Here is a 13,272-nt window from a genome sequence, read left to right on the forward strand (position 1 = left end):
TTGATAAATTGATAGATTTTTATGAAATTACAGAAAGTTTAAAAAAATTCAATGCAATTTTAAATGAAGTGGGTGGCTCCCTTTGACTTGGAAAAGTTAAAGGATGAGAACATATTACTTGAATCAGAAATGCAGGAGCCGGATTTTTGGAACAACCAGGAAAGAGCTCAGAAAGTATCGCAAAAGTTAAAATACAATACAGACAGAATTAATGAATATATAAATTTAAAGCAGCAGGTTGAAGATATAGAACTCTTTGTTGAAATGATTCGTGAAGAAGATGATGAAAGTCACTTGCCTGATCTTAAAAATAGTATGGATGAAGTAGAGAAACAGCTTGAGAATGCTCGAATTTTTGCACTTTTAAGCGGTGATTACGATGAGAACAATGCTATTTTATCAATACACGCAGGAGCAGGCGGTACAGAAGCTCAAGACTGGGCGGACATGCTTTATCGTATGTACTCAAGATGGATAGATTCACATGGATACAAGTCGACAGTTTTAGATATCCTTCCTGATACAGAAGCAGGAATTAAAAGTGTTACTTTGCTTGTTGAAGGTGAAAATGCATATGGATATTTAAAATCAGAAAAAGGTGTACACCGTTTAGTGAGAATATCGCCGTTTGATTCTTTAAATAGAAGGCATACATCTTTTGCATCAGTTGATATTACACCTGAAATGACAGATGACGAAGATGTTGAAATCAGTGAAGCAGATATAAGAGTAGATACATTTCGTTCAAGTGGAGCCGGAGGTCAGTATGTTAATACTACAGATTCAGCTATTCGAATAACACATATTCCTACCGGAATTGTAGTATCATGCCAAAACCAAAGATCACAGCGCAGCAATAAAGATTTTGCAATGAAAATGCTTAAATCAAAACTGCTTGAAATTAAGCAAATTGAAAACAAAGAAAAAATCGAAGATATTCAAGGCAAATATAATCAAATTGCCTGGGGAAGTCAAATAAGGTCCTACGTTTTTCATCCGTACAATCTTGTAAAAGATCATCGTACAAACGCTGAAACTGGAAATGTTCAGTCAGTTATGGATGGCAATATTGACTTGTTTATAAATGAATATTTGAAGATGAAATCGCTTGAACAATAGATGAGGATATTGTAGGGGAGAGATAAATGATAGATATAAATAAGATTTTGTGTAATGAATTTAATATAAAACCATTTCAAGTTGAAAATACGGTGCAATTAATTGATGAGGGAAATACAATTCCGTTTATAGCGCGTTACCGTAAGGAGCAGACAGGTTCTTTGGATGATGTTGTACTTAGAGATTTGTATGAAAGACTTGTATATTTGAGGAACCTTGAATCTAGAAAAGAAGAAGTAATACGTTTAATTGAAGAACAAGGAAAACTTACAGAAGAACTTAAAAATGAAATAATGAATTCTGATGTTTTACAGCGAATAGAAGACTTATACAGACCTTTTAAACAGAAAAAATCAACGCGCGCTTCTAAAGCAAAGGAAAAAGGGCTTGAACCTCTTGCAAATATAATTTTATCTCAAAATATTATAAAAGGCAATCTTGAAGAAATTGCAATGCCATTTATAGATGAGGAAAAGGGTGTTAAGAATTCTAAAGAAGCTTATGAAGGTGCATGTGACATAATAGCAGAAATAATTTCAGATAATGCAGACTACAGAAAACACATAAGAGAAATATATGTTGCAGACGGTATTTTATCAACAGAAGCGACAGATGAAAATGAAAAAACTGTTTATGAAATGTATTATAAATTTGAAGAATCTGTTCGTAAAATAGCAAATCACAGAATTCTAGCCATTAACAGAGGCGAGAAGGAAAAGAAACTGAAAGTTAAGCTGAATACACCTGATGATAAAATAATAAACTATTTGAAATCTAAAGAAATAAAAAATGAATCAGCTTTAACCACAAGTTATTATTTATCAGCTATTGAAGATGGTTATAAAAGACTTATTGCTCCTTCAATAGAAAGAGAAGTAAGAAACATGATTACAGAGATGGCTGAAGAAGAAGCTATAAAAGTTTTTGGGAAAAATACCAAAAATCTTTTAATGGTTCCTCCGGTTAAAGATATAAGAATACTTGCTATTGATCCAAGTTTCAGAACAGGATGCAAGCTGGCAATATTAGATGAAACAGGCAAGTTTTTGGAACAAGGAGTAATATATCCTAATGAACCAAGAAATGAAGTGGAAAAATCTCAGAAAATAATGACTGAATTAATTAAAAAATATGACATAGATGTAATTACTATAGGAAACGGTACTGCTTCAAGAGAAACTGAGCAGGTAGTATCAGACATGTTAACAAGATTAGACAAAAAAGTTACATATACAATAGTTAGTGAAGCAGGAGCATCAGTATATTCTGCTTCAAGATTAGCACAGGAAGAATATCCTGATTTAGATGTTACAATAAGAGGTGCTATATCAATAGGCAGAAGATTGCAGGATCCATTGTCTGAGCTTGTTAAAATAGATCCAAAGAGCATAGGTGTAGGTCAGTATCAGCATGATGTTAATCAGCCAAAGCTTGGGCAGGAATTAGATGGAGTTGTAGAAGACTGTGTAAACAGTGTTGGAGTAGATTTAAATACTGCATCACCGGCACTCCTTCAATATGTGTCAGGAATATCCAAAACAATAGCTAAAAATTTAGTAAAATATAGAGAAGAAAACGGTAAGTTTATAAACAGAAGAGAACTTTTGAAAGTTAAGCAGCTTGGAGACAAAGCATTTGAGCAATGTGCCGGTTTTATGCGAATATCTGACGGAGATAGTCCATTAGATAAAACAGCAGTACATCCTGAGTCATATGAAATTGCAGAAAATTTCTTAAAAATACTTGGTTATAAGCTTGAAGATGTAAAAAATGGAAACCTTAATGATATTAATGAAAGAATTATGAAAGTGGCAGTGAAAGAAGATGAGAAAAAGGTTAAAATATCATCTAATAATAATAGGCTTAAAGGTCTTGAAGCATTATCACAATTAAACTTTAAGGAAGAAAAGAAACTTCAAAAAGAAAGATACAATGATAGGGTCAAAGTGCTTGCAGATAAATTAAACATTGGTGTACCTACTCTTACAGATATTATAGAAGAACTTAAGAAACCCGGCAGAGATCCTAGAGATGAAATGCAAAATGTAATATTCAGAAGTGATGTTGTTAAAATAGAAGATATGGAAATTGGAATGAAACTCACAGGAACTGTAAGAAATGTTGTGGATTTCGGTGCATTTGTTGATATAGGAGTTAAACAAGATGGTCTTGTACATCTTTCAGAGATGAGCGATAAATATATTAAGAATCCTATGGAAGTAGTGCAAGTCGGAGATGTTGTACAGGTTACTATTATAAGCATCGACAAAGAAAGACAAAGAATTGGCCTTAGCATGAAAACAAAACATAAATAGGAGTTGCAGATGATTGATACAGTAATATTTGATTTTGACGGCACACTGGCAAACACTAATAAAATGATAATAAATTCTTTTAAGCACATTTATACTGAGTTTCTTCAAAAAAATTGTAGCGAAGAGTATATTATGAGTACTTTTGGAGAGCCTTTGGAATTAACTTTGACAAGAGATTTTGAAGCTTTTAGTTTTGAAGATGTTATAGCATGTTACAGAGATTATCAAAAAGATAGATTTAATGAGGAAGTAACACTTTATGAAACTGTTGAAGATACTTTAAATTATTTGAAAGGCAAAAGTATAAAACTGGGAATAGCTACATCAAGGCTTAGAAGTTCAACAGTATCTGCTCTGGAAACATTCAACATTGCAAAGTATTTTGATGTTGTAGTTTCTGCCGATGATGTAACAAAGCATAAACCAGATAAAGAACCATTGGTTAAAGCCATAAATGAATTAGGAAGTACAACGGAAAGTACATTATATGTAGGCGATTCAAGATTTGACATGGAGTGTGCATTGAATGCACTAGTGACACCTATACTTGTAGGCTGGCAATTAAATTCTAATGATTTGGCGCAAAAATACAAAATAAAGCATGTTCTTGAAAAAATGTGGGATTTAACTAATTTAATTCAATAACATAAGTCTGAATTGTACATGTGCAGTTCAGACTTTTTCACTTAATCATTAATAAAAATTAACGAAAAAATTAACAATCGGTGTTATAATAAAAATAACGATAAATAAAGGAAGGTTTTGCAATGAAATTAGAGAATTTGTTAGTAGAGAAAAATGATGGTATTTGCACTGTAACAATCAACAGTCCACAAACACTAAATGCATTGAATGCAGAAATTCTTAAAGAACTTGAATTCGTATTTGACCAGATCAATGATGACAATGAAGTTTCGATTGTTGTTTTAACAGGCGAAGGAAAAGCTTTCGTAGCTGGAGCGGATATTTCTTACATGAAGGATTTGGACGCAACACAAGCAAAAAAATTCGGTGAAGATGGAGCAAGATTGTTCCGAAAAATTGAAACATTAAAGAAGGTAGTAATTGCAGCTGTTAATGGTTTTGCTCTTGGTGGAGGCTGTGAATTATCAATGGCATGTGACATGAGAATTGCATCAACAAAAGCTAAATTTGGACAGCCTGAAGTGGGTCTTGGAATTATTCCTGGATTTTCAGGTACTCAGAGATTGCCAAGACTTGTGGGAATGGGAAAAGCTAAGGAATTGATTTTTACAGGTGGTCATATTGATGCAGATGAAGCATATAGAATAGGACTCGTTAACAAAGTAACAGAAAAAGAAAATCTAATGGAAGAAACATACAAGATAGCTGATAAAATAAAATCAAATTCACGAATTGCAGTGAAATATGCAAAGGAAGTAATGAACAGGGGAATAGAAACCGACATTGAAACAGGAATTGCATATGAATCAAATATTTTTGGATTATGCTTCGCCTCGGAAGATCAAAAAGAAGGTATGACTGCTTTTATTGAAAAAAGACATCCGAAATTTAAATAGTAAATCTATAAATAGAATCCATATATTAATATGGATTTTATATTATTTATTACGGGAATGAATGCAATTATAAAAAAATGAAATAATAATAAATAAAGGTTGATATTTAATTTACAATTTAGTACAATTGAAGCGTTGATGGGATACTTTAACTTAGAAAGTTAAAAGATTAACAAATATTGGGTTTAAGGGAAAAGGGTAGAAACAAAAATTTAAGGGAGTGAAATTATGAATTTTCAATTAAGCAAGGAACATGAAATGGCAAGACAGTTGTTCAGAAGTTTTGCTGTCAACGAAGTGGAGCCATTGGCACAAGAAATTGACGAAGAAGAAAGATTTCCCGTTGAAACCGTGGAAAAAATGCACAAATACGGTTTTATGGGAATACCGTTTCCAAAGGAATTCGGCGGACAAGGTTGTGATTATTTAACTTATACTATGGCAGTTGAAGAATTATCAAAAGTTTGTGGAACAACAGGTGTTATATTATCAGCGCATACATCACTGTGTGGATCTCCTCTGATGGAGTATGGAACTGAAGAGCAAAAAAAGAAATATTTAACAAAAGTTGCTTCAGGAGAATGGTTGGGAGCATTTGGTCTCACAGAACCGGGAGCAGGAACAGATGCAGCCGGTCAACAAACGAAGGCAGTACTAGACGGAGATAACTATATTCTTAATGGAAACAAAATATTTATTACTAATGCATCCTATGCGGATGTTTATATAATTATGGCAATGACTGACAAATCACAAGGTACAAGAGGAATATCAGCATTTATTGTTGAAAGCACATTCCCTGGTTTTTCAATAGGAAAGAAAGAAGCAAAAATGGGTATAAGAGGTTCGGCAACATGCGAATTGATTTTTGAAGATTGTGTAGTTCCAAAAGAAAATCTTCTTGGAAAAAGTGGACAAGGCTTTAAAATAGCTATGAAGACTCTTGACGGCGGAAGAATAGGAATAGCAGCTCAGGCACTTGGAATAGCTCAAGGTGCTATTGATGAAACTGTAAAATATGTAAAAGAAAGAAAACAATTTGGAAAATCAATTTCAAAATTCCAAAACACACAGTTTCTATTAGCAGATATGCAAACAAAAGTTGATGCAGCCAGAATGCTTGTTTACAGAGCGGCATGCAGCAAGGATGCAGGAAAAGAGTATGGTGTTGAAGCGGCAATGGCAAAATTGATTGCAGCAGAAGCAGCTATGGATGTTACTACAAAAGCTGTTCAGCTCCATGGAGGATATGGATATACAAGAGACTATCCTGTTGAGAGAATGATGAGAGATGCTAAGATAACTGAAATTTATGAAGGTACATCAGAAGTTCAGAAAATGGTTATCAGTGCAAGTATGTTGAAGTAGGGAGGCTAAGACAGTGAATATAGTAGTATGTATAAAACAAGTGCCTGATACAACAGAGGTCAGGATTGATCCAAAAACAAACACATTAATAAGAGAAGGCGTTCCTAGCATTATTAATCCGGACGATAAAGCAGGTTTAGAAGCAGCTTTAAGATTAAAAGATGAAATGGGTGCACATGTAGCAGTGGTATCCATGGGACCTCCTCAAGCAGATTTAGCGCTTAAAGAAGCGTTGGCAATGGGAGCTGATGAGGCTGTACTTGTAACAGACAGGGCTTTTGGAGGAGCTGATACGTTAGCTACATCAAAAACTCTTGCAGCAGCAATGAATAAACTCAAATATGATTTGATAATTACAGGAAGACAAGCAATTGATGGAGATACTGCACAAGTTGGACCTGAGATGTCTGAACATTTAGGATTGGTTAATATCAGCTATGCAGAAGAAATTAAAATTGATGGAGATTTTATTATTGTCAAAAGACAATATGAAGATAGGTATCACACTTTAAAAGCTAAATTACCTTGTTTAATAACAGCATTGGCAGAATTAAATGAACCTCGCTACATGACACCAGGTGGAATATTTGATGCTTACAGAGAAAAACAAGTTACAGTCTGGACAGTAAAAGATTTAGATGTTGATTTAAATGAAATTGGATTAAAGGGTTCTCCTACTAAGGTTAAAAAATCATTTACCAAAGGTGCTAAGTCAGCAGGTAAGGTATTTAACCTAGAACCACAGGAATCAGCTGAATTGATAGTTGATAAAATGAAAGAAAAATTTATTATATAGTAGGAGGGAGACAAAATGAATATTTCTGAATATAAAGGCGTCTTTGTTTTTGCTGAACAAAGAGACCGTAAAGTACAAAAAGTAGCCTTTGAACTTGTAGGCAAAGGTAAGCAATTGGCAAAAGATTTAGACACTACTGTAACAGCAGTTCTTCTTGGAAAAGACATGCTTGATGAAGCTAAAAAATTATGCTATGCTGGTGCTGATAAAGTAATATATGTAGATGATGACATGCTTGATTTATACATGACAGAACCATATGTATATACATTAAATCACATAGTAAATGATAAAAAGCCTGAAATTGTATTATATGGAGCCTCTGCTATCGGAAGAGATTTGGCACCAAGAGTTGCTGCAAGGTTAAAAGCAGGTTTGACTGCTGACTGCACAGGATTAACAATTGAACCTGATGATGAAGAACCTGAAAAATTGAATCTGATGATGACCAGACCAGCTTTTGGTGGAAACCTAATGGCTACAATTGCATGCCCAACTACCAGACCACAAATGGCAACTGTAAGACCTGGAGTTATGAAAAAAGCAAAATATTCTGAACAAAATCCTGTGAATATTGAAGAATATAAATTGGAAATTCCTGCAAAATGCAAGAATGTTGAAATATTAGATGTTATTAAAATAATTCAACAAAGAATGAATATAGAAGATGCAAAAGTTTTGGTTTCAGGCGGAAGAGGAATGCATGGACCTGAAAATTATCCAATGCTTGAAGAATTGGCTGATTTGCTTGGCGGAACAATTTCTGCATCAAGAGCAGCTGTTGATTCAGGTTGGGTTCCAAAGGATAGACAAGTTGGACAGACAGGAAAAACTGTTAGACCAAACTTATATATAGCATGTGGTATTTCTGGGGCAATACAGCATTTGGCAGGTATGGAAGAATCTGAATTCATCATAGCAATCAATAAGGATGAAACAGCTCCAATATTTGATGTTGCTGATGTTGGTATAGTTGGAGATATATTTAAAGTAGTACCTATGCTAATAGATGAACTTAAAAAAGAAAAAGCAGTTAATAAATAAAATTAATTGGTGAATAGCTTAGGCCATTCACCAATTTTTTTATATAAAATATTATTTAAGGTCTTATTTAGTTTGCATTCCGCTAGAACCCATTCCAGATGAACCGCTCATTTGTCTCTGTGCCATTTCAACTAATCTCTTAGTCATGTATCCGCCTACATAACCATTCTGTCTTGCAGTAAGGTTACCTTTGTCTACCTGTTCATAGTTAGTTAATCCTAATTCGTTAGCTATTTCAGTCTTCATTTGATTCAATGCCTGCTTTGCTTCTGGAACAACTATATTGTTGCTTCCGCTGTTATTGTTAGTTGCCATAATTCATTTCTCCCTTCTTAAGTGATGTATTGTTATTATTGTCATTTGAATTGAATTTAATCATGTAAGATAATGTTTAAATGGTAAATTATACTTTTTGGGCCCTATCAACCTGAGTACAATATATGTAGACTACAGGTTAAATTTCAAAATTTACAGGATTAAATTTTTTGAAAATCTTTTATTGACTTTCTAATCATATTATTTACAGCTAATTATATATAATACATGGCAAATAATTGAACAAAAGGTTGAGTAATGGAAAATTGCAAAACAAGTTGATATAATTTAAAAAATCATGTACTATTTATCTATTATGTGATAAAATTAAAAAATAAAGTAACTAATTTTTTTTATTTTCATAAATTAATAATAAATTTAAAAGGAGGATAATCGGGAAAGGTTAAGGATAATAATATTATAGCGCCAGAACTATTATAGTTGACGAGGACAGAGTTATCGAATATTCGGCGGGTGCTCTGCGGTGAAGCTTCATCGAGATGGTTTTTACAAAAATAACAGGTAACTGTTATACAAAATAAAACCAAAAGCTTTCATATCTTTATTGAAATAATATAAGTCTAGTTAACAATTCCCATGAATTAATTTTATTAAAATAAAAAAATAATATTATTGTAATATTGTTGCTTTATTGTGCTTAAATATAATAAAACAAGAATGGAGAATTGATATGTGCGGAATAGTTGGATACATTGGTTCTGAAGATGTAAAAGAAATAATTCTAGGCGGTTTGGAAAAATTAGAATACAGAGGATATGACTCAGCAGGAATCGCTATATTAAACAGCAATGATGTTTATGTATGCAAAGAAAAAGGAAGAATAGTTCAATTAAGAGAATCTATGGAAAATAATTTCACAGGAACACTGGGAATAGGCCATACAAGATGGGCTACACATGGAGTACCAAACAAAATTAATTCACATCCTCACCAGAGCTGCTCGAAGCGATTCACTTTGGTGCATAATGGAATTATTGAAAATGAGGAAGAATTAAGACATAAATATCTTAATGGTACAAAGTTCACAAGCGATACAGACACAGAAGTAATAGTACAGCTTATTGAGAAGTTTGTAAATGATGGTGAAGCAGTTGAACTTGCAATTAGACACACTATGAGTGAATTAAAAGGTTCTTATGCTCTTGCCATTCTCGATAGAGAAGATTCAAATACATTGTATGCTGCAAAAAACAAAACACCTCTTTTGGCAGGAAAAGGTGATGGCTTTAACATGCTTGGCAGCGATGCGATGGCTATGATAAATCACACAAATTTATTTTATGAAATAGAAGATAAAGAATTTTTGAAAATAACAAGAGATACAATAGAAATATTTACAATATACGGCAATAAAGTTTCAAGAGAACCATATACAGCAGATATAGATGCTTCTGATACAGAAAAAGGAACATATCCTCACTACATGATGAAGGAAATTGAAGAGCAGCCATTTGTAATAAGAAAAATAATTTCTGAATACTCAGATGAAAATGGAAATATGTATATAGCTCCTGAAATAGTAGAAGGATTAAAAGCATGCGATAAATTATATATTATAGCATGCGGAACAAGCTATCACGCTGGACTCATAGGTAAGCAGTTTTTTGAGAAAATTGCAGGAAAACCTACAGAAGTTGTAATAGCCAGCGAGTTTATTTACAATATGCCTATTATAACTGAAAAGCCATTGTTTTTGTTTATATCACAAAGCGGTGAAACAGCAGACAGCAGAGCAGTTTTAGTTAAAGTAAAACAAATGGGTTATAAAACAATGACATTGACAAATGTAAAAGGATCGACATTATCAAGAGAAGCTGACAATACTTTGCTTTTATATGCAGGTCCTGAAATTGCAGTTGCATCAACAAAAGCATATACTGCGCAAATTGCTGTATTATCAATACTTGCAACATTGACTGGCAATAAAATTAATATTAATATTTTTAAGGAATTAAGTAAAATTGCATATTCGATGGAAACTCTTTGTGATGATAAAGATAATTATAAAGATTTAGCAGAAAAGTTTTTAATAGACAGCAGAAATTGTTTTTATATAGGAAGAAGTATGGATTATTTCGTTTGTCTGGAAGCTTCGCTGAAATTAAAAGAAATTTCATATATACAGACAGAAGGATTTGCAGCAGGTGAATTAAAACATGGAACGATCGCTTTAATTGAACAAAACACTCCTGTTATAGCAGTAATAACACAAGATAATATAAATCTTAACACAAGAAGCAACATTAAGGAAGTTAAGGCAAGAGGAGCTGCAACCATGGTAATATCCATGCGCAAACTAAGCCAGGAAACAGATCAAATAGTAATAGATGACGTAAATGAACTTTTATCACCGTTGGCAGCAATAATCCCGGCACAGTATCTTGCATATTACGCTGCATTATTAAAGGGCTGTGATATTGATAAACCAAGGAATCTTGCAAAAAGTGTCACTGTTGAATAGTGTTTAAGTAAGGTCAACAATTTTTTGTACCCTTACAAAAAAGTCGATCTAAAAATCATGTATCAAATTAAAATAAATTTTTGATTTATGCATGATTTTTTGTTACAGAATTTTTGCTACATAAAATTAAATTTTAACGATTAAGTATGTGACATATATAAAATATCTGTTATAATATAATATAATAATATTTTTAAAGGAGATGTAGTATGTCATATTCTGATGGTGATTCAATTCAAGGATTAGAAGAAGAACTAAGATATTTAAAACTCTTATCTAAACAATATCCCACAATAGCTTCAGCATGTACTGAAATAATAAATTTACAAGCAATTTTAAATCTTCCTAAAGGTACGGAACATTTTTTGTCTGATATTCATGGAGAGTGTGAGTCTTTTAATCACGTGTTGAGAAATGGTTCAGGAAATATAAAACGTAAGATAACGGAAGTTTTTAGCAATACAATGAGCGAAAAAGATATAAAAAGTCTCGCAACACTTATATATTATCCGGAACAAAAGTTGGAAATTATTCATAAGCAAGAAAAGAATATTGAAGAATGGTATAAAATTACCATGTACAGACTGGTAGAAGTAAGCAGAAAAGCAGCATTTAAGTATACACGCATGAAAGTTAGAAAGGCTTTGCCAAATGAATTTGCATACATAATTGATGAACTCATGCACAAAGGTCCTGAGGAATTCGATAAGGAAGAATATTATAGTGAAATAATAAATACAATAATAAGAATTGGAAGAGCTGATGAGTTTATAATTGCAATGTCAAAGCTTATTCAAAGATTAGTTATAGACAGACTTCATATCGTAGGGGATATATTTGATAGAGGACCTGGTGCGGATGTTGTAATGGATACAATTATGAATTACCATTCAGTTGATATCCAGTGGGGAAATCATGATGTATTGTGGATGGGTGCTGCTGCCGGAAGCGAAGCTTGCATTGCGACAGTTATTAGAATTTGTGCCAGATATGTAAATCTAGACACAATTGAAGATGGGTATGGAATAAACATGCTCCCGTTAGCAACTTTTGCTTTGGAATTTTATGGAAATGATGATTGTGTTGCATTTAAACCTAAAGTAGAGAGTGGCATTGCATATAATGAAAACGACTTGAAGCTTACTGCAAAAATGCACAAAGCTATTTCTATAATACAATTTAAATTAGAAGGTGAAATAATTAAAAGGCGTCCTCACTTTTGCATGGAAGACAGACTTTTATTAAATAAAATAAATTATGAAGATGGTACTATTAACCTTAATGATAAAATTTACGATTTGAATGATAATAATTTTCCAACAATAAATCCTAATAATCCTTATGAACTGATTAAAGAAGAGAAAGAACTGATTGAAAAATTAAAGTCATCATTTTTAAACAGTGAAAAACTTCAAAAGCACGTGAGATTTCTTTTTACAAATGGAAGCATGTATTTAAAGTTCAATTCTAATTTGATGTATCACGGTTGTATTCCGGTAAATGAAGATGGTAGTTTCAAAAGCGTAAAAATAGGTTCTTCGGGTAAATCATACAGTGGCAAATCTTATTTTGACAGGCTTGAGATTTTAATAAGAGAAGGTTATTTCCATGAAAATAATCCTGAAGGAAAATTATATGGTATGGATTTAACCTGGTACATGTGGACGGGTCCTGATTCTCCTCTATTCGGTAAGGATAAAATGACAACATTTGAAAGGTATTTCATAAATGACAAAGAAACTCATGTTGAAAAGAAAAATCCTTATTTCAAGTTAGAAGACAGCGAGAAAATGTGCAAATTAATTTTTGAGGAATTTGGCTTGAATCCTGATGTTTCTCATATTATAAATGGCCATGTTCCGGTTAAAAGCAAAAATGGAGAGAGTCCTATAAAGGCGAATGGCAAACTTTTAGTTATTGATGGTGGATTTTCAAAGGCTTATCAAAGCACCACAGGTATCGCAGGCTATACTCTTATATATAATTCTTATGGACTTTTAATGGTCTCACATGATCCGTTTGAATCTACTCAAATAGCTATAGAAGAAGAAAAAGATATTCATTCTACCACTATGGTGTTGGAAAAGGAAGTTGAAAGAAAAAGGGTAAAAGATACAGATGTTGGTGAAGAATTAAAATCCCAGATAAAAGAGTTAGAAATGTTGTTAGATGCTTATAGGTTAGGATACATAAAAGAGCAACGATATAAAGCTAATAATGAATAAATAATCTGAAATTTATATAGACGGAATTAATTGATGATGTTATTATAAAGTACGTAAAATAAATCAA

At 32.6% G+C, this 13,272-nt stretch carries 10 protein-coding genes; 9 read left to right on the top strand and 1 reads right to left on the bottom strand.

Going from position 1 to position 13,272, the window contains the following annotated elements; translation table 11 throughout:
- The first annotated feature begins 8 nt into the window (after positions 1-8).
- The 7 genes from prfB (at position 9) to SA378_RS00220 (ending at position 8,183) form a co-directional block, all read left to right on the top strand.
- Positions 9-1,119 (top strand): peptide chain release factor 2 gene (gene prfB / locus SA378_RS00190; RefSeq protein WP_318523978.1). Its coding sequence is split into 2 segments (ribosomal slippage): positions 9-83 and positions 85-1,119, totalling 1,110 coding nucleotides; the frame shifts between segments, so codons are not numbered across the junction.
- Positions 1,120-1,145: 26 nt separating this feature from the next.
- Positions 1,146-3,434: a Tex family protein gene (locus tag SA378_RS00195; protein WP_318523979.1), complete on the top strand. Its 2,289-nt coding sequence runs from the start codon at positions 1,146-1,148 to the stop codon at positions 3,432-3,434.
- Positions 3,435-3,443: 9 nt separating this feature from the next.
- On the top strand, positions 3,444-4,079 hold the full coding sequence (locus SA378_RS00200; RefSeq protein WP_318523980.1) for an HAD-IA family hydrolase: 636 nt from the start codon (positions 3,444-3,446) through the stop codon (positions 4,077-4,079).
- Between the two features lie 122 nt (positions 4,080-4,201).
- Positions 4,202-4,975 carry a short-chain-enoyl-CoA hydratase gene (locus tag SA378_RS00205; RefSeq protein WP_318523981.1) on the top strand — a complete coding sequence of 258 codons (774 nt, stop codon included), beginning with the start codon at positions 4,202-4,204 and terminating at the stop codon, positions 4,973-4,975.
- A 228-nt stretch (positions 4,976-5,203) separates the two neighbouring features.
- Positions 5,204-6,343, top strand: coding sequence for an acyl-CoA dehydrogenase (locus SA378_RS00210; protein WP_318523982.1), 1,140 nt, complete (start codon positions 5,204-5,206; stop codon positions 6,341-6,343).
- A gap of 13 nt (positions 6,344-6,356) precedes the next feature.
- On the top strand, positions 6,357-7,139 hold the full coding sequence (locus SA378_RS00215; RefSeq protein WP_318523983.1) for an electron transfer flavoprotein subunit beta/FixA family protein: 783 nt from the start codon (positions 6,357-6,359) through the stop codon (positions 7,137-7,139).
- Between the two features lie 15 nt (positions 7,140-7,154).
- Positions 7,155-8,183, top strand: coding sequence for an electron transfer flavoprotein subunit alpha/FixB family protein (locus tag SA378_RS00220; RefSeq protein ID WP_318523984.1), 1,029 nt, complete (start codon positions 7,155-7,157; stop codon positions 8,181-8,183).
- A gap of 63 nt (positions 8,184-8,246) precedes the next feature.
- Here the strand turns inward: SA378_RS00220 and SA378_RS00225 are convergent, their stop codons facing one another.
- The gene (locus SA378_RS00225; protein ID WP_318523985.1) at positions 8,247-8,498 is read right to left on the bottom strand and encodes an alpha/beta-type small acid-soluble spore protein; all 252 of its coding nucleotides are present in this window, start codon (positions 8,496-8,498) and stop codon (positions 8,247-8,249) included.
- A 691-nt stretch (positions 8,499-9,189) separates the two neighbouring features.
- On the opposite strand from SA378_RS00225, the gene glmS reads away from it, so the two are divergent.
- Entirely contained in the window at positions 9,190-10,980 is a 1,791-nt protein-coding gene (gene glmS, locus SA378_RS00230) for a glutamine--fructose-6-phosphate transaminase (isomerizing) (RefSeq protein WP_318523986.1), read from the top strand.
- A 209-nt stretch (positions 10,981-11,189) separates the two neighbouring features.
- Entirely contained in the window at positions 11,190-13,205 is a 2,016-nt protein-coding gene (locus tag SA378_RS00235) for a fructose-1,6-bisphosphatase (RefSeq protein WP_318523987.1), read from the top strand.
- Positions 13,206-13,272 lie beyond the last annotated feature (67 nt).

The sequence above is a fragment of the Sedimentibacter sp. genome, assembly GCF_033447055.1.
GTDB lineage: Bacteria > Bacillota > Clostridia > Tissierellales > Sedimentibacteraceae > Sedimentibacter.